Raw genomic sequence first — 25,023 nt, forward strand, 5'->3', positions numbered from 1 at the left:
TGTTGAACTAAAATTAGTGTTCAATGTTCACTTTTATTTTGTCTTAGGGCTTTGGTTGCCCCTTTCTGCTTTTTACTATCAATGCGGCGACGTTGGCTGCCTTTAGTCGGTTTAGTGGCAATTCGCTTTTTTTGTACGACAGCGACACTCGCAACTAAAGCGACAAACTGCTCTAGCGCCGTTTGACGGTTAAAGTCCTGGCTACGACTCTGTTGGCATTTGATAATTATCTTGCCACTTTTTGTGATGCGATGATCGGCTTTAGAGAGCAAACGTGCTTGGTAGAACTCAGGTAAAGATGAGTTCTTAATATCGAAAATCAGCTGCGCTGCAGTAGATACTTTATTGAGGTGTTGACCACCAGCACCACTGGAGCGTATAAATTGCCATTCAATTTCGTTGTCTTGAATAGAAACCGCGTTGGATATTTTAATTAATGCCAAGGAATAATGCCTACTCTAAAAGGTTCATTTCAAGCCCAAGTTGACGATGCTAAGCTTGATGAAGGTCAATGTTAACAGACTTTAAGCTAAAATAAGGGCTTAAGCCGCTTTTCCTTCAATTTTGATTTGCTATCATCAAGCGATTATTGATACGACTTTTTAAACTAAAGTGTAGCGTTATGGAGCCTATATATGCTGTGTAAGATCCCAGATATCGCCAAAGGCGTCATTAGCTTATTTGCCAGTGGTCGATTATCCACTGAAGATTACGCTCAAATATTGCAGCCGATGATTGAAAAATACCGAGATAACAATGGCAAAGTGTGTTTATACGTTGAAGCAGATGTCTTGCTTGAAGGTTGGCAACATGAGTCGTTAGCGGGAAGTGGCAAGGTGCAATTACCCAATTTCGAGGCCTTGGTACTGGTCGGTGGCCCTGACTGGTTTGGTAATGCCGTTAGGTTGCTAGGGCCCTTTATGCAAGGTGAAGTAGCGTGGTACCCGTTAGAGCAAAAACAACAAGCGATCGATTGGATTGCTGCGCGTACCTAGAGTTTATATATGCATAGGTATTGGTATACTAGTCCAAGAATAAATACGGGTGAGTACTTGCTCTCAGTCTATAAAAAGGATTAAAGATGTCTCTGTCAAAATTATCAGCAACATGTTTGGCGTTAGTGTTGGCCATGGGTATGACCGCCTGTGCGCCTGAAGTGGGTAGTGAAGCCTGGTGCCAACAGATGAGTGAGAAACCGTCTGGGGACTGGAGCACTAATGAAGCTACTGATTATGCGAAACATTGTGTATTTAAGTAACGCTATCATCCCGCGGCACTAAATGCGATGAAGTTCACTAAGGGCAATATAAAAAGTTGTGCGAAGTGAACTTTAAGATACTATGTCGGTCATATCTGGCAGACCGCTATGTTTTTTAATTCAATTGATAGGTGAAGTTTGCGTTTATTTGCTCCTCAACATCTTCTAAAGCTAACAGCCGTGCTTATCGCGATTGTTCTCCTGCAATTTGTAGGCGGAAATCTTGGCGCGCACCAGTTACATTTAGGCGATCATGAGCAAGAGAGCGAATGTCACCCACACGTCAAATTTAATGCTGAAGTCAGCACATTAGTGCAATGTATTGATGACTGTACCTGTTCGCTAGAGCAACAAGCTAGCGAACAAGGCTCTGCATTGCATAAACATACTATTGTTAAGACAGAGTCGAAGAGTTTTGATTTGTGTCTTGATTGCCCTTGTCATGGTGGTCATGTCACCGCAATGTCAATTGCGTCGATAACACCTGCCATTCCAGTCGACGATATGTTGCATGCCAGTAATAAGCAATATCTACCACCTGTACCATTGCAAGATTACCGCCCTCCTATAGTTTGATCCCTATCAGCACCAAAATACAAAAATTCTGAGTCACGATGATAGCGCTTTGCTCTCGTCGCTAACCTGCAGTTGTATTTAATCTTTGCTGAATCTTTACCATTTATTTAGTGTGAAAAGTGCCTAGCAGACTACTTTTAGTGAGTCATATCACCACGGGTAATGCATCAAATGGCGCTTCCATACTACTCTTATAAAGATTGATACAGATCGACCAACAACGCTTTAGTTGTAGGTGATTTGTATGATATCTGACGTAATTGTTCTCCAATTAAAGGTGTCTTTGAGCATTCATTTTATGGATCTCTGAGGTAAACCTAAAATAGAGAATATCGTCGGATTGATAGGAATCGCGATGAAAAAAACCATAATCGCTACTCTGTTGCTCGGGTGTTGGGCAAGTGCCGTAACCTCACCAGTAATAGCAGCAGAAGCAGACTTAATGGCCGCAATGCCAGCCTCACAAATCAGCGCATCAAGTCACCAGGCTGGCCAGTTTAGCGACTGGCTGCCTAAAGTGATGCTGAGCTTTAACGCACTGCCAGAAATCCAAGCGCAAAGCGCACGACGTCAGCAGGCTCAATTGAGTGTTCAAGCCGCAGACAAAGCGGTTTATAACCCAGAATTGGGCATGAGCTATCAAAAAAATGACTCTGAAGCATCAGACGATACTTATACGCTCGACATCAGCCAAACCATCGATTGGGGAGACAAGCGTGGTGTTGCAATGCGGATGGCACAACTCGAAAACGAAATATTGCTGTCTGATATTACGCTCGAGCGCAGTCAAATGTTGGCTGAACGTCTGCAAGCGTTAGCGAATCAAGCCCAAGCTAAAAAAGCTCTTCAATTTCAAAAACAGCAGTTCAAACTCGCGAAAGCTCAACTGGATATTGCCCGCCAACGTACAGAAGTGGGCGATTTGTCTAATGTTGAGTTGCAGCTAATGCAACTTGAGGTCGCCAGTAATGCTGCTGTTTACGCCTTAGCTGAGCAAGCGTCAATTGCGGCAGATGGTGCTGTTTTAGGGTTATTTGGAGAGGTGAACTTACCGTTTGCTGACTTCTTAAATACCTTAACTATTCAAGCCAGCAAGGTCGATGTATCTCCTGAACTGCCGGCATTGAAAAGTGCGTATCAGCAAGTATTAGTCGCTAAAGTGGCAGCTAAACAGGCCCAATCCGATAACGCCGCAGACCCCACTATTAGCTTAAGTGCTGAGAGAGAAGGCGATGAAAATAAAGTCGGTGTTGGTGTGTCAATACCGCTGCAGTTTAGAAATAACTACAGCGAAGTGATTGCGGTGGCTAATGAAGGGATCACGATTGCAGAGCAAACTTACCTTGCACAAGAACGTGTATTACTGCAGCAGCAAAAGCAGTTTACTTTAAGCCTACCTAGACTCACTCAGCATTATCAAGATTGGCGTGAGTTGGTACTGACTTCAGGTTTGGCGGCGGCAAAGAGCTTAGCGCAGCAATGGAAAACCGGTGATATTAACACCAGTGATTACTTACAAAGCCAAAGACAGATGAGCAATAGCTATTTGGCTGGACTCGCTTTGGAATCAGCCCTGTATGAAAACTGGCTGACATGGATGGGAGCAAGTGGCCAACTTGAGTATTACCTCAATAGCCAGCTTCCACAAACAGCGCGTACCACGGTTAAGTAAGGGCCTGATTATGGAAAGCAATAGTATGAAAATCACTAATATTAAGACCAATAATATGATGACGGTAGAAAAAATGAATACTTCACTCAACATGTGCGCTAACAAGGGTGTTTTTGGATTAAATGCGATTACCCGCGCAATGAGCTTTGGTTTAATCATGGCGTTAAGCAGTGCGTTTATTATGCCGCTAGTGGCAACGGCAGGTGAAGGGCATGCCCATGAGCAAGAGAGTGTAGAAGAAACTTCAGCTAGCAAGGACGTAAGCACTGGCATTAAAGCAGACGATGGTCACGGCCATGATGCTGTCGGTGAAGCAGAAACAGAAGAAGAGCATGGGCTCGATGCGCTAAAACTTACCACTGAACAGCGTGAATTGGCTGGGATAGAGGTGGTGACGTTAACCGAGCAGAGTTTTAGTTTAGAAGCCGTTGCTACGGCAACATTAGTCGTTGATCGCGACCGCACCGTTACCATTGCACCACAAGTTGATGTGCGCGTCCAAAAGCGCAATGTGGTACCAGGTCAAGAAGTTAAGCAAGGTGATATTTTGCTGACTTTAGGGGGGGTCGCAGTGGCTCAAGCACAGGCTGATTACATTAATGCCGCAGCGGAGTGGAGTCGAGTTAAACGCATGAGTAAAAGTGCAGTAAGTGCCAGTCGTCGCTTACAAGCCCAAGTCGATGCTGAGCTTAAGCGCGCCACACTTGAAGCGATGAAGATGACATCTGAGCAGATAAAGGCATTGGCATCAAGCCCAGAAACCATCGGCAGCTATCAACTGTTAGCGCCGATCAATGGCCGAGTTCAACAGGACTTAGCCATGTTAGGCCAGATTATTCCAGCGGGTACTGCAATAATGCAGCTGACTGATGAGTCGCATTTATGGGTGCAAGCTGAGCTTACACCAGCGCAAGCTGAGAAAGTGAGCATAGGCACTAAAGCGATTGTGAAAGTGGGAGATAAAAGTCTAAACGCCAAGATCATTGGTCGCTCACATGAGCTCGATAGTGTGACGCGTACCGAGCAAATTTTAGTGAGCTTTGAAAATGCGGGCTATGTATTACACGCCGGACAGTTTGCTGAACTTTATTTACCCGATGCGCAACAAGGTGGGGTGATACTGCCTGATGCGGCGTTGACGCGTGGTGGCGATGGCGACTGGCAGGTGTTTATTGAAGATGAAGATGGTTTTGAAGCTCAGGAGGTTGAGGTTATTGAACGTCAACGTGGCATGAACCTAGTGCGTGGTTTAGCGTCAGGTTCTAAAGTCGTGGTTTCTGGAGCGTTCTTTTTAGCTTCTGAGCAAGCGAAGTCTGGCTTCGATATTCACAATCACTAAAGGCGGTCGCTATGTTACAGAAATTAATTGATGCGGCGATCCGCAACCGTTTGATGGTGGTGCTTGCACTCGTCGGCGCGGTAATCGCCAGTGTGGCTATGCTGCCAAATCTAAATTTAGATGCATTTCCTGATGTTACCAATGTACAGGTAACCATCAATACGGCGGCTGAAGGACTTGCTGCTGAAGAAGTTGAGAAGTTAATTAGTTATCCCGTTGAGTCGGCAATGTACGCGCTGCCATCGGTAACCGAAGTGCGTTCTCTATCTCGTACCGGTTTATCGATTGTGACCGTGGTATTTGAGGAAGGCACTGATATCTATTTTGCTCGTCAGCAAGTATTTGAACAGTTGCAAGCCGCCAGAGAGATGATCCCTGATGGGGTTGGGGTACCGGAAATTGGTCCCAACACCTCTGGTTTAGGGCAAATTTACCAATACATTTTGCGTGCAGACCCAGGTTCTGGTATTGACGCGTCGGAACTTAGAAGCTTAAACGATTACCTGGTAAAGCTGATTTTGATGCCCGTTGGCGGCGTCACTGAAGTCTTATCGTTTGGTGGTGAAGTTCGTCAATATCAAGTTCAGATCGATCCCAACAAGATGCGCAGCTACGGCTTATCGATGGCAGAGGTGACGAGCGCATTAGAGAGTAATAACCGTAACGCGGGCGGTTGGTTTATGGACCAAGGCCAAGAACAGCTAGTGGTGCGCGGTTATGGTTTACTTCCAGCGGGCGACGCGGGTTTAAAAGCGATTAAGCAAATCCCACTCACTGAAGTTGGTGGCACACCGGTACGAGTGAGTGATATTGCTAATGTTGGGTACGGCAGCGAAATTCGTGTTGGCGCAGTAACCATGACTCGCCGTGATGAGGCGGGTAATAAACAAGTCTTGGGTGAAGTTGTTGCGGGTGTGGTGCTTAAGCGAATGGGTGCGAACACCAAAGCAACCATTGATGATATTAGTGCGCGTACCGCATTGATAGAGCAGGCACTACCTGATGGCGTATCATTTGAGGTGTTTTACGATCAAGCGGATCTCGTCAACAGAGCAGTAGAGACAGTGCGTGATGCATTGTTAATGGCCTTTGTGTTTATCGTGGTGATCTTAGCGTTATTTTTAGTCAACATTCGCGCCACCATGTTAGTACTGCTCTCTATTCCAGTCTCTATTGGTTTGGCATTACTGGTGATGTCTTACTTTGGTATGTCGGCAAACTTAATGTCACTCGGTGGCTTAGCGGTTGCGATTGGTATGTTGGTCGATGGCTCAGTGGTGATGGTTGAGAATATTTTCAAACACCTTACCCAACCAGACCGACGTCACTTAGCTGATGCGCAAGCACGTGCATCGGGTGAGGATGATCCGCACCATGCCGGTGAAGATGGTCTTGAGCTGGATGAGCGTAGCGGTATCGCGATGCGGATCACGCTGGCAGCTAAAGAAGTGTGCAGTCCAATCTTCTTTGCGACCGCGATTATTATCGTGGTGTTTGCCCCTTTATTCGCCTTAGAAGGTGTCGAAGGTAAGCTATTCCAACCGATGGCGATAAGTATCATTCTCGCCATGATCTCGGCACTCCTTGTCGCGCTCATCGCGGTACCGGCACTAGCGGTGTATCTCTTCAAGCATGGTGTGACACTCAAAGAAAGTGTGGTACTCAAACCTATTGATGCGGTATATCGCAAGTTGTTGACCGCCACAATGGGCAGTCCTAAAGTGGTCGTTATAACTGCTGTGGTGATGTTTGCCATGAGCATGATGCTACTACCAAGATTGGGAACTGAATTTGTACCTGAACTTGAAGAGGGCACGATTAACTTACGTGTGACGCTAGCACCCACTGCCAGTTTAGGGACTTCTCTGGAAGTTGCACCAAAACTGGAAGCTATGTTGCTTGAGTTCCCTGAAGTCGACTATGCCCTAAGCCGTATTGGTGCCCCTGAACTCGGTGGCGATCCGGAGCCGGTGAGCAATATCGAGATCTATATTGGCCTTAAGCCGATAGATCAGTGGGAGCATGCAGAAACACGCTTAGAGCTACAACGTAAAATGGAAGATAAACTCAGTATCTATCCTGGTCTGTTGTTTACTTTTTCCCAACCGATTGCAACCCGTGTAGATGAACTGCTGTCAGGTGTCAAAGCTCAGCTAGCGATTAAGATTTTTGGACCAGACTTGGACGTACTGTCTGAGCGTGGCCAAGCGTTAACCGACCTAGTGGCTAAAATCCCTGGCGCTGTTGATGTTTCTTTGGAGCAAGTAAGCGGTGAAGCACAGCTCGTCGTTCGTCCGAAGCGTGATCTATTAGCGCGTTACGGTATCAGCGTCGATGAAGTCATGAGTCTGGTTAGCCAAGGTATTGGTGGCGTGAGTGCCGGCCAAGTGATTGATGGTAATGCACGTTATGATATTAATGTGCGTTTAGCGAAAGAGTATCGTAGCTCTCCTGATGCCTTGCGTGACTTGCTGTTAACCGGAGTGAGTGGCGCAACGGTTCGTCTAGGAGAGGTTGCTGACGTTGTCATTGAAATGGCACCACCAAACATTCGTCGTGATGACGTGCAGCGCCGCGTAGTGGTGCAAGCTAACGTTGCTGGCCGCGATATGGGCTCAGTGGTTGATGATATCTATGCTGTGGTTCCACAAGCGGAACTTCCACCGGGTTATACCGTTGTGGTGGGTGGGCAATATGAAAACCAACAGCGTGCTCAACAGAAGCTCATGCTGGTAGTGCCTATCTCAATAGCGTTGATAGCACTGTTGCTGTACTTCTCTTTTGGTTCGATTAAGCAAGTGGCGCTCATTATGGCCAACGTACCTTTAGCATTGATTGGTGGTGTTGTTGCGCTTTATGCCAGCGGTACTTACCTTTCCGTACCGAGCTCGATTGGTTTTATTACCTTGTTTGGTGTGGCAGTACTGAATGGTGTCGTGCTGGTGGATTCGATAAATCAGCGTCGAGCTAGTGTTAAATTTGAAACCAATGCGTCACTTTATGACGCGGTATATGAGGGGACAGTGGGTCGTCTACGTCCGGTATTAATGACGGCATTGACCTCGGCGCTAGGATTGATCCCAATCTTAATCTCATCGGGTGTTGGCAGCGAAATTCAGCAACCTTTAGCCATAGTTATTATTGGTGGCTTATTCAGTTCAACTGCACTGACGTTGCTAGTATTACCCACACTTTACCGCTGGTTGTATCAAAACCGTAGCAAGACTAACGATTCAGGTCTAAGTAAGGATTTTGAAACGCTCGACTAGTCATACTTCAAACGCCCTAAGCGGATTTTAGCTGGGGCAAATCTACTTTAAACAAAGATTTTTCTTTGGCAAGGCTGCTGCAGGAGGTTGAAAGTGAGATACACAGCATTAGTCTGCCTGAGTATCTTATTCAGCCTTTATCGTTACGGCTTGCTGGTCGTTACGGCATTGGGCTTATGATTAAGGCGTTGCGGTGTGAAAGAGTCAAAAGCGTTGGCTGTTTACTAGCATTACGGCGAGGTTGCCTAACCTGCTTCATCATTGGCTAATGTGCGACTGGTAAATTTAGTACGCGGAGCAGGATTGCTCCGCTTTTTTTGGCGGTTTAAAGATGGACGCTAAGGTATTTTCTCATTTCAGTTCCCGCACTTCTCCACTTTCCAGTTGTTATTTATCAGCTAATCCTAACGTTTGTTAAGTGTCTTTTTGGCAAGGCAGTAGCACAATAAAAAACCCATCAAGTGATCTAGCGAATAGAGCGTTATGAGTTAAGCTTAGAGCGGTATTCTGCAGTATAAAGGTTTGTTGTACATGGAGGGAAAGGTGCGTAAGTGTTTATATATAGGCCAAGCTAGGCGAATATTACCTTTGCTTAGTATGATGCTGGTTGTGGTTTGTTTTTCCTCGTCAGCTAATCAATGGGAGCAAGCAGATTCTCCTTATGGAGGAAGTGTTGCCGCGATGGGCAGTTATGCTAATGGTTGCTTGGCTGGAGCGGAGGCACTGCCTTTGTCTGGAGAGGGATTCCAAGTTATTCGCACCCAGCGACAGCGCTATTATGGTCATCCGTTACTTATCTCATTTATCACTGACTTTGCCAGTGACTTTCAACAAAATGACCATAGCGATCTATTAATTGCGGATATGTCTATGCCACGCGGAGGTAACTTCAGCCATGGTCATTCAAGCCATCAAATAGGGCTAGATGTGGATATTTGGCTTAAGCTGACTGAGCAACCGTTAACGGTAGCAGAGCGAGAGCAACCACAGCCTTTTGATATCGTTAATACTAAGCAATTCACGCTTGATAATCAGCAATGGCTGCCCGAGCATACTCGCATGCTGAAATTGGCAGCTGAAGACAGCCGCGTAGCGCGTATTTTTGTTAGTCCGGTGATTAAACAACACTTATGCAATATGGAGTTGGCCAATGATAGCTGGCTTAGTAAAGTCCGCCCGTGGTGGGGGCATACTTATCATATGCATGTAAGGCTGCATTGTCCTGAAGGTGATGCTCGCTGCATTAATCAGGCCCCGATACCTAAGGGTAATGGCTGTAATGAACTGAGCTGGTGGAAGCAACAGATGACTCAAACCAAGCCTAAATCCACCTCTAAAAAGTCCGTAAAAACGGCTAAAAAGAAAAAAGAAAAGGTTAAGCCAAAGCAGTGTGCACAGCTACTCGACTATAGTGCAGCTAAATAACCCTTACCTTCAGTATCAATAAAAAAAGCCCTGCATCGACCGATGCAGGGCTTTCGTTTTCAGTACTAATTTTTGAGTACTAGTTTACGAGCTTAGCGCGTAGCCGCCCTTTAGGTGAGACACTTGCTCAAATCCTAGTCGGTGCATCGCTTGCGCTGCAATCATTGAGCGACTGCCGCTGCGACAAACCAATACCCATTGTTCATTTTTATCATCTTGGTGCTCTTGAATAAACTGCACTAAACGCGTTAATGGCACGTTCTGACTCGATTGCTGTGAGTGGTTTAGCGCATATTCATGCGGCTCTCGAATATCAATAATCTTCACGTTATTGTCTTGCCTCATTGCCGCTTTGAGACTCGTCGCGTCATACTCTTTTATCTTCGATTTATGACAGTTGCCAATGATTGCACCACACATGATTTCGGTGCCAACTTCGTCATTTAGGTGCGTATCTAACAAGGCTTTTTGTTGCTGGAAATTAAGTTCAGGAAGTGCTTCGTTTAGTACCGCATTGAGTAAGTTATTGCGACTAACCTCAGCCTTTAGGCTAGTGGTAAATTCATTATTGTAATCATGGCTGGCACAAATCAATGTATTGCAGCTAATGCTATCTCTGATCAACTTCAAGCTATGAAACAGGGCTCGGCTACAGCTGGAGTCAAAATTAGTTCTGCCTAGACTACCCATCAATATGGTATCACCGCAAAAAGCGTATTGTGTTTGCTGAGGCATATTATCCAATGCTAAGGGCGTTGCGCATAACAGTAAACTAATGCTATCGCGAGTGTGGCCGGGAGTCGGTAGCCTGACCAACTGTTTTGAACCAATGCTAATCGTTTGGTATTGCTGACCTAAGTGTTCCGTGGTTTCTTGAGTTTCTGGCCAACCTAATACATCAGATTGTTGCTTTGCTAAATAACGTTCAACCAGAAGCTCACGACCAGATTGGTGATCGGCATGGCCATGAGTATCGATGGCGGCGACTAGAGTCAGCTGCTGACATTGCAGCAAGGTGTCGAGTCTCTGAATCAGCTCTGGCAATGGGTCGATAATTAACGCTTGTTTACTTGATGAGTCGACATAGACCCAAGTGCAACTCGCGCCAGAGCGTAACTGCAATAAGCCATCTAATGGTGTTTTGTCGGAGATATTACTGCTGTCGTCTAATATCATGCAGCTTTGAGTGAGGGCTTTTGAAGCGGTTTTAATGCGCAAGCAAGCAGTGTCGACTTCTGTTTGAGTCATAGCGGGTCCAAAGGACATGCGAATAGCGGCTTCACTTTGCCAAGCAGGTAGCCCCATTGCGTCTAGTACGAAACTTCTGCTGACTTTAGAGCTGCAGGCGGACCCTGAGCTGACGCGAATGTTGGCAGCATCAAAAAGGTCCATGATCTCTTTGCTGCTAAAACCGGGCACGGCAAAGTTAATGGTAGTCGCAACGCTATGGCTAAAGCTGTTGTTAAACACAATCTCAGGAAAGCACTCAACTAAGGTATTAGCCATTTGCTGTCGATAGTGTGTCAGTTGTTCACTTGTTGAAAATGTTGAGTTCTCAGGGCACAGCAACATCTCAAATATAACGTTAAGCGCAGCCATACCTGGCAGGTTTTCAGTGCCTGAACGTAGACCGCCTTCTTGACCTCCGCCGGCAATAAAAGGCGTGAACGGCGCAGTATCTCGAATATAGACGAAACCAATGCCTTTCGGGGCATACAGCTTATGACCACTGAAAGGAGCGTAATCGATGCTGGTGTTCTTGAGATCTAGCTCGGTTTTACCTAATGCCTGAACGCAATCAACCATCCAAAAAATACCCGGGTTGGCGCTGCGAATTGTGTTTTCCAAAGCTGATAGATCTTGAAATACGCCAGTTTCATTATTAACTGCCATAGTGCAAATCATCAGTGCATTGGGTGCCTCGAGTCTAATAAAGTCATGATCAAGTAAGCCAAACTCATCAACTGGAATCGCTTTTACTGCAGCCGCAATCCCCAACACGTCAAGCCAGTGCTTCAATGATTCAGGTACAGCTTTATGCTCAGTGGCACCATAAAGTACCGAGTAGCTTTGATTTGCTGACATATTACTCTTTGCTGCAATCAGCGCCGATAAGATTGATGTTTGGATCCCTTCCGTCGCACCACTGGTAAATATTAGTTTTCCCTCTCCCGTTCCAAGCAGCGTTTTTGCTCTTAGGCGAGTTTGTTCCATTAAGTTTTTCGCTTTTAACCCAGTGATGTGGCTACTACTTGGGTTGCCAAAAAGAGTTTCCATGGCCGATAACGCGGCGGCGGCAGCTTGAGGCAGTACTGGAGTGGTAGCATTTGCATCAAGGTAAATTTGGGTCAGTTCAGGGGTGTTATTCATTGTTTTTAGCTCTTTATTGTTATTGTTTTATCGCCAAATGCTGCTTATAACTTTTGGGAATAACTAATATCTTGACGCTATATTAGCAGGTTGGGAATAATGATCAAGATCACATTCTCTCAGTTGTGGTTGCAATAAAGGTGAGGGCGGAGCGGTGATATAATTAATATTAACAAGGACGGTGTGAATCGCTTTAAGCTCAAGCGATGAATTGAATGCAATTGGTATAAAGAGAAGCATCGTGTGCTAGAAAATATAAAAAAGCGCCGATAAATCAGCGCTTAAATTGAGTTTGTCCCGTGTCTTATTGGGTCTTGGCTTTAACTGTCTCAATAAGCGCATCCCATTGCGGGTATTGAACTAAGCTTTTCGATAAGTCCCCCCAAGGTTGCATTGTTTGTTGTTTAAAATCGATGGAGTCGGCTTTTCCAAGCTTGAGCTCATACAGATAATAAAAGGCCGAGGCGCGGTAATTTGCGGCACAATGGATCAGAATGTTTTTGCCTTTATTGGCGTCCATGATGGCAAAAAACTGCTCCACATTGGCGACAGTAGGCTGCTTCCAGTCTACGTCTATCTGTTGATATTGCATGCCAGCGCTGGTGACTAAACTCGCTTCGTCGTCATGGCCACTAGCATTGCCTTTGGGAATGAGGTTGATCACTAACTCAACACCCGATTGCTGCAATATAGGAAACTCCGCTTTAGTCGGTAGCCCAGATGTGATGATGCTGCCCTGATTAAACTGCACTGCTTTTAAGTCTTGTAACTGCCGTGGTGCAATTTCTGCAACAGCTATTGAGCTAAGCAAACTGGCGAGTAGAAAAATAAATCTCATTATATTGTCCCTTTTTATGTTGCGCTAGATTTTAACTTTGATGACGACCTTTCGAACCTGTTTTGGCGTAGCACTGGTTCCAGGCATATGCATATCTTCTGGAAAAAACAATGCAAACATCCCAGCTTTGAAGGGAATAAAGGCTGCAGCCTCTTTATTGGATAGGTAGTCAAACTCGGCGTAATCGTGCTTAGCAAAATAGGGCTTTGAAGGTGTTTGGTCTGCCAAAGGCAAATAGCCAAACTCCTCTTCACCACTGACAACATATTGCACGTCAATATACTGCTGGTGGACTTCAAAAGGCTCAACTTCTCGAGACTTAGTCTGATAATCATTGACGATAACAAACAGATCTTTGCCTTCAAGCTCGTATGTTCCGACTTCAAGCAGGCTAAAATTGGTTTCACTCAGGTGGGCAAGCGCTTTAGCGATGCGGGGGCTGATGTGGCTGTATAGTGCTCGGTTCGCTAAGGTATCTACAATCATAATGTTCTCATTCATAAGGTCTTTCTAAGCTAAATAATGACTGTTAGCGTAGAATTTTAATAAATAGAAGTTTAGCGTTATCTGCTATTAGGCGATACAGGATTTAACTTCAAAGGTGATAGTGATTCCGATAACAGCATAGCCCACTCATGGGTATGGCTTAATGATCGTTGTATTTTCCATAATACATCCTTGTTGCTTCCATTGAAGATCAAGTTTACGGTATCTAGGATCCAATAAAAAGTTAATTAATTTTAGGGTTTAATGTGTCTTCTTTACGATTTATTGCGGGTCCAAAGGCTTTTAAAACACTTAACGAAAATGGTTTAAAACCAGAGTTGTTTAGCCAGCTATTAGCGGCATCGGGTGGGCCTAAGTGGATTGGTATTGCGGGGCTAGACAAATATTTATTTGGTGAGTTTTTCAAATCACTCGCGCAACCTTTGCATACCTTAGGCGCTTCTTCAGGAGCTTGGCGTCTGGCTTGTTTAGCACAGAATAATCCACTGGCGGCATATCAGCGGTTAGAAGATCTTTATATCGGACAACGTTACGATAGCAAACCAACAGCAGAAGAAGTGTCGACTCAAGTAAAAGGGATCCTCGGGGGCTTGCTAGGCAAGCAAGGGGGAGCTGAAATTGTTTCAAATGAATTTATAAATAGTCATTATATTGCCTGTCGTGGACGTCATTTGAATCGTGTTACAGGTAAAGCGCCACTGGCATTGGGTTTAGCGGTAGCTGCGGCGACCAATCTTGTTAGCCGTAAAAGCTTAGCGTGGCATTTTGAACGTTATGTCTTTGGCGTGCAGCAGTCATTATCTCCTTTTTCTAAGCTCACAGATCTTCCCAGTCAATTTTGTGGTTTATCTGTAGACAATATTCACCAAGTGTTACTGGCAACAGGATCTATCCCTTGGGTGTTAGCGCCAGTCACGGAGATCAAGGGCGCACCGAATGGGCACTATTATGATGGTGGCATTACCGATTATCACTTCGATATTCCATTAACGGCGCCAACAGGGCTCACGCTTTACCCACATTTCTTTCCACGAATGTCACCTGGATGGTTCGATAAATCGTTACCTTGGCGAGATGCAAAACAGAATTACGACAATGCACTGATCCTGGCGCCAACGGATACATATATAAGAAGCCTCCCCCACAGTAAGTTGCCGGATCGTAATGATTTTACTCATTTTGACTCCGATTCAAGAATTCAATATTGGCGTAAAACGGCTGCGATGAGTCAAGTCTTAGCAGATGATTTGGCCGATGTTATCGATAAAAAATCTCTTGCTGGCAGGCTCGAGCGACTGTAAAAACCTGATCTAAGTGCAATAAAGTAACGTATTTACCTGTCTAATTAGTGAACAGTTCAATAAGGTGGCTTTCTGGCTGAAATTTAACCAGCTGCTACACTTTATCTTTACTGATGATCGTCAAAATGATGGTCTGACCTACCTATCGAGGAGGTTGTTATGCGAACAGAAGAGATGGCGTTATTGATGCACGATACCTTGCTGTTACCTGAGGGAAGGGCAGAGATCCGTGTGGTTGATCCGGCTTATCTGAGCATGATAGCCGAAGTGTTGAAATTGCATTACCCATTAGTGTTCGGCATGAGTAAAGCCAATAGTCATCCGCCTTGTTATGAAATGGCGACCCAGTGCGAGATCATTGATTTCAACCAGCTGGATGATGATTCTCTCGGCATCGTTTTACAAGGTAAGCAAAGAGTACGCATTTTGTCTGCTGCTCAGCGTCGAGATGGTGTTTGGATCAGCAGAACATTAGCCTGTAATAATTGGCAGCAAGAGCCAATTTACGGTGAGTTCGAGTTAATTAGTGCCGCTTTAGAGCAGTTTTATGAAGTAAACCCTGATCTCTTTGGCTTGTACGATAATGATGTACATCTCGAAGATGCATCATGGGTCAGTCAGCGCTGGTTAGAGGTGTTACCGCTGTACAATAAAGATAAGTTACGCTTATTGAATCAGCCTAATTGTCATAAAACTATGAATTTTGTGCTTGAGCTGATTAAGTCCCACGCCAATGCCAAATCTTATTAAGCTAAACTGATATTGGTATTAGCTTTGAGATTAGATCTGCCCTTTATGAGCTATTTTTTGTTAAAGTAGCGCTCAGTTTTATGCTATCAGTATTAATTTTATGAGCCATTCCGTACGCGCCGCCCAAGCCTCCTATATCGTTTTACCAGAAACGGTTACCGATAAGCCATCCGTATTAAGTTTTTTAGTCAGCCATTTTAAAGCGATTGATGAGGCCGTTTGGATTGCTCGGATCGAAAGCGGAAAAGTGCATTGGCGCGACGGACAACTCGTTACCTTGGACAGCGTATTTATCCCGCGAGCTCGGGTTTATTATTACCGCGAAGTGCAGCAAGAATCGTTGATCCCATTTGAAGAAGAAATACTGCTACAAAATGAGCAAATTATTATTGCCTTCAAACCGCATTTTTTGGCGGTTAATCCCAGTGGTAATTTTGTTAATGAGTGCTTGGTAAATCGCCTGCGGATAAAGACAGCTAATGAGCAAATTGTTGCTGCCCATCGACTAGACCGAGCGACGGCTGGAGTGATGTTATTGTCTCTCAATGCCAGCACCCGCCATGATTATCATCAACTTTTTAAAAATGGTAATATCACTAAAACCTATCAGGCAGTCGCCGTTTTATCCGCTTCGATACAAAAGCTTATTGAAGCTACCGAGCTAAGCTTGCCGACTCGCTGGACGGTGAAAAATCGATTAGTGAAGGCTGAGCCTAGCTTTATGATGAAAATGGCTGATGGCGAGGCTAATAGTCATTCTGAAATTAGTTTAGTCGCAGTCAACGGTAATTTGGGGCTGTTTGAGCTCACCCCCGTGACAGGCAGAACGCACCAGTTACGGGTGCATATGATGAGTCTGGGTATGCCTATTTTGAATGACAGACTTTATCCTGAATTACTCGATAAAGCGGCCGATGATTTTAACAAACCATTAATGCTGGTTGCTAAAAGACTGGCGTTTGTTGACCCGTTGTCAGCGGAGTCTATCGACATTAGTTGTGATGGACTGCAGCTGTAAGGATGGTTATCTAGCGGTGCCTAGGCGGTAAAAACTCGGTTTCGCTCATATCGGCATGTAATACCGCAATTTTGGTTGGCGCGCCGTTTTTAGCCAGTTCGACTCTGCCTATCCCACTCTTATTCATTAAGCGTTTGCTGCGTGCGCCATTGGGGCGACGACCACGGATCGACATACGTTTACGCTTAGTGAGAAAATTGAGTGGTGAGAAATAGCCGTATAACCAACCATTGAATTTGTCGAAGTAGGGCAGTAGTTTCTCTGGAAATTGATTTTTAATACCACTACAGGTGATCTGGTAAATCGCCGGTCCAGCATCTCTAAATCGAATACTAATATCGTAGCTAAACGAATAATGAACATCACCTGAGAGGATCACAAATTGCTCGGGCGTTTTACGGTGTTGGAAAATACTCAACAGTGTATTAGCGGTGCCTGGATGTGCCATCCAGTTTTCGGCATCCACCAGTAATGACGCGCCGCACCACGTCGCCATTTTTTGTATGGTTTCAATAAGCTTGACTCCATACATAGGGGCTGGCGAAACAATAATCACATTGGGTTGATTAACCAGTTCAGCTTGAAACTCCATTAACGCTTCCCAATCCATCAGGCCAGACGGTTTACCCAGGTTGGACTCGCTACGCCAGCGGCGAGTGCGGGTATCTAGCACGATAAGTTTAGGGCTAGTGTCCAAACTGTAATGCCAGTGCTCAAAGCTAAGCAGGGTATCGATAAGGGCATCTTGGGCAGAACTTGTGGGCGATTTAAAGAGGGCATCCAGTTGTGGTCGAATTTCAGCATCAAATTTGGTTGGCGCATTACCGAGACCTTGAAATAGCGTATAGGCGATAAGTGCGTTGCCTATAATGCGTTTTGAAAAGGGGTGATTATACGCCGCCAGTTCCCACCTTGCGGTTAAATTCCAATCATCGGTAATATCGTGGTCATCGAAAATCATATAGGTCGGTATATGGGCAAATAAGCGACGTACCTGTTGCAGGCCACTTTTAAACGCCAGCAAGTGAGTCCATTCACGCTGCCAACGCAACGTATTTGCGTTGCTTAAGCCACTAACATCTTTGGGGATATCGATCAGTTCCCACAGCTCCGGTGACCAACTCAGCAGATAAAGCGCAATCAGTTCGTTGAGACTGACCAGATGATTTTCTGCAATGGATGAGGTGAAAATAGGGTGGTTGATATACCAACGCTTAATTGCCGTTTTAGCCTTATATTGCGTTTTGGGTAGCAAGTTAATATGGCGTTGATACATGGCTTCAGGCTGATAACTTATCTGTTCACTGCCCGCGAGACTGCAATCATTAAAGCGCTCTTGGGTTAAGCCCAGCAGTGAAATCACTTCACCAATCGCATAGATCATTGGCCCCGCAATATCATCCACATAAACCTGATCGCCACTTAACATTAGCAATGATGGACGCTGTTGCAGTGTGGCTAATTGCGATATCTGGGTGTCGGCGGCAACGAGAGCATCGCCACTATGGTGGTGGGGGTTGCGACATGATCCATGGAGTAAATTATCAATTTGTGGCTTAACGATAAATTCAATGTCGGTACTGTCGTTGTAAGTAAGCCCCTTTACGTCAGCAAATATATTCGCTTTGTCAGCGCAGCTTAGTTGATAAGCCAAAGGGGTGTCGCGAGGTAGGAGTTCGGGTTGTGATACGCATATTAAGTACTGAAAAGCATGCTGGCCAAGTTCAATAATATGAACTTCATCATCTGTGAGTTCGCGTGAAAAACCGGCGTTGGCTATCGTTAAGGTTAACCTTGATAACCGTTCGCGGCTCACGAACCATAACGTAAAATGTTGCTGATCACAGTGACGTAAACTGGGGCCCGCAATGATGAGTGGCAGCGCATTTTCAGACGACATTGAATTGTTCTTTAGTAAAAAGTAATCTTGATTAAGAGTAAACCAGTGCTTAGATGAAGAAAAGCACTTAAGCTAAGCAGCGGCTAATTCAAGGGGGAAAGCGATGGTTAACGTAATGGTAACGGGAGCAACAGGTTTATTGGGACGAGCGGTGGTGCGTGAGTTACAGGCAAATCCTAATAATCAGGTAATTGCTTGTGGTTTTAGCCGTGCTCATGTGGATATGCATAAACTGGATTTAACGCAATCTGCCAGCGTTAAGGTATTTGTTGAAACTCACCGTCCCGATATTATTGTACATTGCGCTGCAGAACGTCGCCCCGATGTATCGGAACAAAATCCTGCTGCGGCGCTCGCTCTAAATGCTGAAGCAACACAGTCGCTAGCCGATGCTGCGAGTCAGTCCGGTGCGTGGTTGCTGTATATTTCGACTGATTATGTATTTGATGGCACTGCGCCCCCTTATATTGAAGATGCACTTACCCATCCAGTTAATTTTTATGGCGACTCAAAACGCCAAGGTGAAATGATTATTACTGACGCCAAGCAAGATTTTGCCATGTTACGTTTGCCGATCCTTTATGGCGAAGTTGAAACGGTGCAAGAGTCTGCGGTGATGGTGTTACTCAATAATCTACTCGATGCTACAGAGCAATATATTGACGATTGGGCGGTGCGCAGCCCGACATCTACTGCAGATGTTGCCACGGCAATAGCGCAAATGGTGGTGCTTAAAGCCTCTGGAGCCACCTTAGCGGGAAATTATCATTTTAGTGCTAGCGACACCATGAGCAAGTATCAGATGCTATTGATCATGGGGGAGTTACTCGGACTGGGTACTCAACATCTTAACCCTGTGATGTCGCCCACAGATAGCGTAAATCGGCCCCATAACTGCACATTAAGTTGTGAGAGACTGGCCAGTTTGTCGATTCAAACCAAGGTACCGTTTAAGGTTGGAATCGGACAGGCATTACAGCAGTCACCAAGTGCGATGGCTATGCTTAAACAAGCAGGTTAACCCTCCCTAATGTGCTAAGAAAATAATAGTGATAGATGATAAATAGACGAATTAGAAAGCTTTTTAATAGTAACTTGGGCGTGACGGATCAATTAGCGTTACTACGATTTGGAGGGTTACTCCTTAAGATCGGACTGACGTTTTTTGCCGCGGACACCTTTGGTCTCTCGCTTAGCAGTCCGGTTTTATATTGGGGCATGTGTTTAGAGACCATGTATTTGGCGTTTACCTTTAGGCTACGTGAGCCTATCAGCCGTATCGAGTCAGGGTTATTTATTGTGTTGCTGCTCGATACCGTATTTTGGATCTCTTGGCTCTATTTTACTGGGGGCGCCACCAATGCGTTTATCTCTTTATTGTTATTACCTATTGCGTTCGCTGCGATAACACTCCCCAAATGGGCGCCATGGACGCTCACGCTAATATCAGCAGTTGCTTATAGTTTGATGATCTTTTCTGTGCCTGAAAGCCAAATGAAACACCATGGCATGGACATGAGCTCGCACTACCTTGGCATGTGGTTCAATTTCCTTATCTCATCATTGGTACTGACCACAAGCGTCGCTTACATCGCACAACGAATGCGTAAAAAAGATGTTGAGCTCAGCTTTATGCGGGAAGCCCAATTGAGGCAAGAGAAGTTATTAGCGCTCGGCACTGCATCAGCCCAGATGGCGCATCAACTTGCGACTCCATTGGCCAGCTTGCGGTTGTTAGTCGATGAGGCCACAGAGGAAGCGCAAGAGCAAGGTAAAAACGACTCGCCTGTTTTATCTGAAATGAATAGTGCCTTGCTGCGCTGTGAGCAAACGTTACATTCGCTGCGCGCTGCAACTGAATCGATCCGTGAGCAGAGGCAAAGCGTACTGACGGCGAATACGCTGCTACAAACCCTGCAGCAACAGGTGTTACTGCTGATGCCGCAAGTGAAGCTCGAACTCACACTCTTTGATGATGAGACCACCGAACAACATGCTTCAACTTCGGTACTGTCTGATGCCAGTCTGCTACCCGCAATGATGTCTTTAGTGGAGAATGCCGCGAGTGCAAGCTTGGCTGAAACCGGAGATACGCGGGTAACCGTCTCTGCTATTATCGCTCCACAAAGCCAGCGTTTATGTATCTCGGTGAGAGATTATGGCATTGGAATTTCAAAAGCGATGCGAGCTCAGGTGGGGCATCAATTAATTGAGAGTGAACAAGGCATGGGCATGGCATTACTGCTAAGCCATGCAAGCTTCGAACGGCTGGGGGGGCGCCTGTTATTGGGCAGTACGGCAAGCGGGGGGACTATTGCCGAAGTGAGCTTTCCGCTGCAATTCGATATCGAATCATCTAAAGGTGAATTATCATGAGCCGCTTGCTGATTATTGAAGATGACCTTGCGCTCGCGGGTGTATTGTGTCGGCGTATGAGCAAACATGGTTTTGAGTGCCAGCAATGCCACAACGCAACGCAAGGGCTATTACTTGCCCGTCAATTTAGGCCAACGCATGTGCTGCTGGATATGAAGCTTGAGCAGGAAAATGGACTTAAACTCATCTCGCCACTGCGGCAGTTATTACCTCAAGTGACCATGGTGTTATTGACGGGCTATGCCAGTATTGCAACAGCAGTTGAGGCTATTCGTCTTGGCGCCGATAATTATCTGGCTAAACCGGTCGATACCCAAACCCTTTTAAGCGCGCTGTCCATCACTGCCGGAGATACAGCGCTCGAACCTTTGACTGAGGAGCCGCTCTCAACAAAAAGGTTGGAATGGGAGCATATACAACAAGTACTTAATGCCAATAAAGGCAATGTATCTGCGACAGCGCGGCAACTGGGTATGCATCGACGCACTCTACAACGAAAACTGCTCAAAAAGCCGACGGTTGATCATCGTTAACCTCTTTTTGTCGTTCCAAATTAATAAAGTATATAAGTAGCAGTACATTAGGATTCAGGAGGTGCTTTCCCAAGCTGTATATTTAACTGAAAAACCGCTAATAATTGAAGCACTATGCTGAAAGTGAGTTAAATGTTGGACAAATACATCGCTATGTCGCTATGCTGAATTGAGATAAGCAGCCAAAAAATAATGATAGCTTATTCTGATCCGGAGTAGCCGATGACCTCAAATGCCGTGTTTAATACTGATACTTTTTTACTAGAAAATCCCAACGATCTTATCTCCCTTGATAAATGGCAAAAAACAGTTAATTTGCTGGCTAAACTTTTTGATGCTCCAGCCGGTTTTCTGGTGCAGTACACCCCAAAAGGTTTTCAAGTTACCATTGCCAGTGCACAAGCGTCTAACCCCTATCCTGCGGGCGTCATTATTGAGCCCGAAGTTAATATCTTTTGTCGCCGAATCGTTGAAACTCGTCAAGAGCTATATGTTAATAATGCCATCATTGATAGCTGTTGGGATAACAACCCTGAAGTGCATAGCGATGGCTTTAGATCCTATTTAGGCGTGCCCGTGTTTTGGCCCTGTGGCGAACCGTTTGGTACTTTCTGTGTTATGGATTATAAAGAGACGAATTATAAAACAACCTACCTTGAGCTTATACGCCACCTTAAAGATATCTTAGAATCAGACCTTTCTTTAATCGGAGGGTATGCAGATATGCAAAAATTGGCGATTACCGATCCACTATCGGGTGTCCATAATCGTCGCGGTTTTAATGTTCTTGCAGAGCAACGTATAAAGTTAGCCCACAGAACCAAAACAACCCTGGGCCTTTTATATTTGGATGTCGATAACTTCAAAGCGATTAATGATCAACATGGGCATGGTATTGGCGATGATGTCATCACCCTTATAGGACGAGTATTGACGCAATCTGTGCGTCAGTCTGACGTGATTGGTCGTATCGGTGGTGATGAATTTGTTGCTTTGGTGATGTTAGATGCAACGGAAGATCTGCAGGCGGTAAAACATAGAATCGCAGCGGCATTTTGCTCACATCATCAAATGGTTAAATTACCCGTATTTACCGTATCAATAGGCATCACGGAGGCAAATAGTGCAAGCACTATTAGTGAGCTGCTCGATGTTGCCGATAAAGACATGCTGCAAAGAAAGCGGCTATTAGCTTAGGGGCTGTTGATCTTTCACGGTTGTTTTTGCCGCAGTTTATTGGCTATTTTGACAAGGCGGAGGCTATGTCGTTTAGTCATTCTCCACAAACTGCCTACAACACCGTAAAAATAGCCAAGAAGCGCGGCCCTTCGGGTTCGTTTCAATACTTTTAGTCTTTTATGGCTAGAATGCGTTACGAGCTTTTCGCTTAGCCAGCTAAGTATCATCACTCAAGCCTTGTACTAAAATCATTAAATTCGAACAAAAACTAAGCTCGAAAGATCAACAGCCCCTAGCTGGAGAATTTTAATTTGAGACAGAAAAAATCCCCGAGACAGAGGATGTCAGCTCGGGGTAAAAGTAAGTGGAGTGGATGGCCACTCACACGTTACGTTAACAGCGAAGAGGTTTAAAAGCGGTACTCGCCGCTCAGCCAAGCATTTAACCCGGTACCAGGCATACGTTCGCCAGCCGCAATATCGCTCCCCATCACGCGGTTATAGCCCGCTAGATGGTCTTGGTAATCAGTATCAAAAAGATTGTCGACACCTGCTTTTAGTAACCAGTTTTCCGCATCATAACCGACTGACAAGTTAACCAAGGCATAACCGGCTGTAGTTTGCTCTAGCTGTGTGTCTGATACTTTGTTCTGCGCCGCAACCGCACGAGTTTCGATGCGGGCAATCCAGTTATTGACGTTGTAATTAATGCCAAGGTTTAGATTAGCGGGGCTGATACGATAAAGATTGTCGCTAATATCACGACGCTCACCACGCACATAACTCGCCACCATATCGGCATTGAAATACTCGTTTAGCTGATAGGTCGCACTCAGGTCCATGCCGTAAAGTTGTGCATCAACATTGGAAAACTGCATTGGGTTGTCATCACCCATCATTGCTGCAGCCATGATGACTGCTGGATCTGTAGCAACAACACCTTGAATATAATCATTAATGCGCTGGAAGAATATCCGTGGGCTCAAGCTGAAGTTATCTGTTTGATAATCGCTGCCGAGTTCGATTTGATAAGCGGTTTCTAAGTCTAGATCAGCTTGGCCAACATAAGTGCGTCCATCAGCAAGCCCGCCAGTTGACTGCATTGGCACCCACAGGTACCGCTGCTGGTAGCTCGCGCTATCTTGTTTACGTGCTAGGCCAACCACCCAACTCAGTTTATCGGTTTGCGAATAGCGTCCATTTATTGCCAAATCAACACCGGTTTGAGACTGTGAACGGTCGCTATTATTAAACTGGGTCATTAACATCTTGATTGCGGGCATGGTGCCTGCCATCGAATGGTTCACTTCATCGGCGTCCGTTTGGTAGTGCTTGATTCTGGCACCGATTTGCCAGTTCCACTGGTTAATATCTTGCTGCCATTGGGCAAACGCACTAAAGCTGTTATCGCTAACGCCATTAAAATTATCAACGTTAAACATTGGCTTAGTTGGATCGGTTATGACGGAATTATGTTCGCTAAGCTGCGCGTCTAAACCGAATACCCAAGCGTCTTGGGCTAATGAAATCAGTGCATCGTAACTTTGGCTCTCAGCATTGTTATACCGTGCATTCATGCTTGGCATCTTCGTACGTTCGCTAAAGTTATCCATTCCATGTTGGGCGTCGCTGTAGGCAATATGCCAGTTCATGTCCCAGCTATTGAGATCATGTTGCCCTTCAATTTTAACTCTATCTGTACGGATAAAGTCGATATCCATTGGCAGGGCCGGTGTTCCAGCATTAGTGGTTTCAAGATGTTGATATCCAATGGCTATAGACTCATCGTGACCGCTACTGTCCGCTAAATTATAGCGGTACTGTCCGCCGACCATGGTTTTGTCATAAGTAGTGGGGGAAATAGCTTTATCATCGCCACTTGTCGTATTCTCATTGCCCTTGAGCATATCTGCGTATACTAAGACGGCGTGTTGTTCACTGCCAAAGTTGCCCTTGCCGCCGATATAGCTACGCTCACCATTGTCTTGGTATTGCCCAGCAACCTTACCACTGACTTCATCAAAGCTTGCTTGCGACTCAATGACTTGAATACTGCCACCAATAGTATTAGTCCCCGCTGATACTGGCGCGATACCGCGTACCATTTCTAGGCGTTCAGTGAGTACCAAACTGGCATAGCTTAACGGCGTATCCATAGCGTTAGGACCCGCACTCGACAGCGTCATGCCGTTGACTTGGGTGTTAACCCTGTCACCGTATAAACCTCGATACTGCGCAATACCGGTTAATGGACCATTACCATTAACGGAGGCGCCCGGCAGGTTGCTAAGTAGGCCACTAATGTCCGTTTGAGGTGTGGCAGATTCAGGTACTACAGCACTATAACTGCCTTGATGATGGCCAGTGACTTCGATAATTTCAAAGCCAGAATCATCGGCAAAGGTCGTTAATGGGAATAAAGCGGAAATAACAGATAAAGAGACTAAAGATAGGGGCAACTTCATAATAATATTGTGTTTTTATTTTGTGTGCTGCGAATAGTGTCAGTGTGTATTTAAATTAGCAAAGCAAAATCGAGCAACTGCGACAGCATGTCGCAGGTGAATTCACTTCAGGTGAGCTACGCGCATGAATATGCTGGTTTAGTCATCCTATAATTTATTCAAGCAAGGTTGCGGAAAATGATTATGAAGGAGAGTTAATTTGTGACCTCGCCAAAGTGCCGTCATAATCAGTGTTAATTTGAAAACCT

At 45.4% G+C, this 25,023-nt stretch carries 20 protein-coding genes; 14 read left to right on the plus strand and 6 right to left on the minus strand.

The window, feature by feature from the left end; translation table 11 throughout:
- Positions 1 to 20 precede the first annotated feature (20 nt).
- Positions 21 to 443: an alternative ribosome rescue aminoacyl-tRNA hydrolase ArfB gene (arfB, locus tag CXF86_RS12955; RefSeq protein ID WP_101090297.1), complete on the minus strand. Its 423-nt coding sequence runs from the start codon at positions 441 to 443 to the stop codon at positions 21 to 23.
- Positions 444 to 635: 192 nt separating this feature from the next.
- Here arfB and CXF86_RS12960 point away from each other — a divergent pair, with 192 nt between their 5' ends.
- The 7 genes from CXF86_RS12960 to mepA all read left to right on the plus strand — a co-directional run bounded on the left by CXF86_RS12960 (position 636) and on the right by mepA (position 9,539).
- Complete coding sequence (locus CXF86_RS12960) at positions 636 to 995, plus strand: SpoIIAA family protein (RefSeq protein WP_101090296.1); 360 nt, start codon at positions 636 to 638, stop codon at positions 993 to 995.
- An 86-nt stretch (positions 996 to 1,081) separates the two neighbouring features.
- Entirely contained in the window at positions 1,082 to 1,258 is a 177-nt protein-coding gene (locus CXF86_RS12965) for a DUF3012 domain-containing protein (RefSeq protein WP_101090295.1), read from the plus strand.
- Between the two features lie 138 nt (positions 1,259 to 1,396).
- On the plus strand, positions 1,397 to 1,834 hold the full coding sequence (locus CXF86_RS12970; protein WP_101090294.1) for a hypothetical protein: 438 nt from the start codon (positions 1,397 to 1,399) through the stop codon (positions 1,832 to 1,834).
- 355 nt (positions 1,835 to 2,189) lie between these two features.
- Positions 2,190 to 3,506: a TolC family protein gene (locus CXF86_RS12975; protein ID WP_102039168.1), complete on the plus strand. Its 1,317-nt coding sequence runs from the start codon at positions 2,190 to 2,192 to the stop codon at positions 3,504 to 3,506.
- A gap of 25 nt (positions 3,507 to 3,531) precedes the next feature.
- Positions 3,532 to 4,845, plus strand: coding sequence for an efflux RND transporter periplasmic adaptor subunit (locus CXF86_RS12980; protein ID WP_374702337.1), 1,314 nt, complete (start codon positions 3,532 to 3,534; stop codon positions 4,843 to 4,845).
- An 11-nt stretch (positions 4,846 to 4,856) separates the two neighbouring features.
- Entirely contained in the window at positions 4,857 to 8,114 is a 3,258-nt protein-coding gene (locus tag CXF86_RS12985) for an efflux RND transporter permease subunit (RefSeq protein ID WP_101090292.1), read from the plus strand.
- Positions 8,115 to 8,657: 543 nt separating this feature from the next.
- On the plus strand, positions 8,658 to 9,539 hold the full coding sequence (gene mepA, locus CXF86_RS12990) for a penicillin-insensitive murein endopeptidase (RefSeq protein WP_257985345.1): 882 nt from the start codon (positions 8,658 to 8,660) through the stop codon (positions 9,537 to 9,539).
- Between the two features lie 84 nt (positions 9,540 to 9,623).
- Here the strand turns inward: mepA and CXF86_RS12995 are convergent, their stop codons facing one another.
- The 3 genes from CXF86_RS12995 to CXF86_RS13005 form a co-directional block, all read right to left on the minus strand.
- A complete protein-coding gene (locus CXF86_RS12995; protein WP_102039170.1) occupies positions 9,624 to 11,909 on the minus strand; it encodes an aminotransferase class V-fold PLP-dependent enzyme in 2,286 nt (761 codons plus the stop codon).
- Between the two features lie 304 nt (positions 11,910 to 12,213).
- Positions 12,214 to 12,747, minus strand: a complete 534-nt coding sequence (locus tag CXF86_RS13000; RefSeq protein WP_102039171.1) for a protein tyrosine phosphatase family protein — start codon at positions 12,745 to 12,747, stop codon at positions 12,214 to 12,216.
- 24 nt (positions 12,748 to 12,771) lie between these two features.
- On the minus strand, positions 12,772 to 13,233 hold the full coding sequence (locus CXF86_RS13005; RefSeq protein ID WP_101090288.1) for a NanQ anomerase/TabA/YiaL family protein: 462 nt from the start codon (positions 13,231 to 13,233) through the stop codon (positions 12,772 to 12,774).
- A gap of 266 nt (positions 13,234 to 13,499) precedes the next feature.
- Between CXF86_RS13005 and CXF86_RS13010 the strand changes: the two genes are divergently transcribed.
- The 3 genes from CXF86_RS13010 (at position 13,500) to CXF86_RS13020 (ending at position 16,323) form a co-directional block, all read left to right on the plus strand.
- Positions 13,500 to 14,555 carry an alpha/beta hydrolase gene (locus CXF86_RS13010; RefSeq protein ID WP_101090287.1) on the plus strand — a complete coding sequence of 352 codons (1,056 nt, stop codon included), beginning with the start codon at positions 13,500 to 13,502 and terminating at the stop codon, positions 14,553 to 14,555.
- Positions 14,556 to 14,714: 159 nt separating this feature from the next.
- Positions 14,715 to 15,305, plus strand: a complete 591-nt coding sequence (locus CXF86_RS13015) for an LON peptidase substrate-binding domain-containing protein (protein WP_101090286.1) — start codon at positions 14,715 to 14,717, stop codon at positions 15,303 to 15,305.
- A 100-nt stretch (positions 15,306 to 15,405) separates the two neighbouring features.
- Entirely contained in the window at positions 15,406 to 16,323 is a 918-nt protein-coding gene (locus tag CXF86_RS13020) for a pseudouridine synthase (RefSeq protein ID WP_101090285.1), read from the plus strand.
- A gap of 10 nt (positions 16,324 to 16,333) precedes the next feature.
- Here the strand turns inward: CXF86_RS13020 and CXF86_RS13025 are convergent, their stop codons facing one another.
- Positions 16,334 to 18,223, minus strand: a complete 1,890-nt coding sequence (locus CXF86_RS13025) for an alkaline phosphatase D family protein (RefSeq protein WP_102039172.1) — start codon at positions 18,221 to 18,223, stop codon at positions 16,334 to 16,336.
- A gap of 103 nt (positions 18,224 to 18,326) precedes the next feature.
- On the opposite strand from CXF86_RS13025, the gene CXF86_RS13030 reads away from it, so the two are divergent.
- The 4 genes from CXF86_RS13030 to CXF86_RS13045 all read left to right on the plus strand — a co-directional run bounded on the left by CXF86_RS13030 (position 18,327) and on the right by CXF86_RS13045 (position 22,329).
- Entirely contained in the window at positions 18,327 to 19,244 is a 918-nt protein-coding gene (locus tag CXF86_RS13030) for a dTDP-4-dehydrorhamnose reductase family protein (protein ID WP_101090283.1), read from the plus strand.
- Positions 19,245 to 19,294: 50 nt separating this feature from the next.
- Positions 19,295 to 20,599 (plus strand): sensor histidine kinase, encoded by a 1,305-nt coding sequence (locus CXF86_RS13035; protein ID WP_102039188.1) that lies wholly within the window; start codon positions 19,295 to 19,297, stop codon positions 20,597 to 20,599.
- Positions 20,596 to 21,132 carry a response regulator transcription factor gene (locus CXF86_RS13040; protein WP_102039173.1) on the plus strand — a complete coding sequence of 179 codons (537 nt, stop codon included), beginning with the start codon at positions 20,596 to 20,598 and terminating at the stop codon, positions 21,130 to 21,132. Before CXF86_RS13035 ends, CXF86_RS13040 begins: the two co-directional genes overlap by 4 nt.
- Before the next feature lie 222 nt (positions 21,133 to 21,354).
- The gene (locus tag CXF86_RS13045) at positions 21,355 to 22,329 is read left to right on the plus strand and encodes a sensor domain-containing diguanylate cyclase (RefSeq protein WP_102039174.1); all 975 of its coding nucleotides are present in this window, start codon (positions 21,355 to 21,357) and stop codon (positions 22,327 to 22,329) included.
- A gap of 391 nt (positions 22,330 to 22,720) precedes the next feature.
- Here the strand turns inward: CXF86_RS13045 and CXF86_RS13050 are convergent, their stop codons facing one another.
- Complete coding sequence (locus CXF86_RS13050) at positions 22,721 to 24,775, minus strand: TonB-dependent receptor plug domain-containing protein (protein ID WP_102039175.1); 2,055 nt, start codon at positions 24,773 to 24,775, stop codon at positions 22,721 to 22,723.
- Positions 24,776 to 25,023: the final 248 nt, after the last annotated feature.

This window comes from Shewanella sp. GutCb (assembly GCF_002836135.1).
Classification (GTDB): Bacteria; Pseudomonadota; Gammaproteobacteria; order Enterobacterales; family Shewanellaceae; genus Shewanella.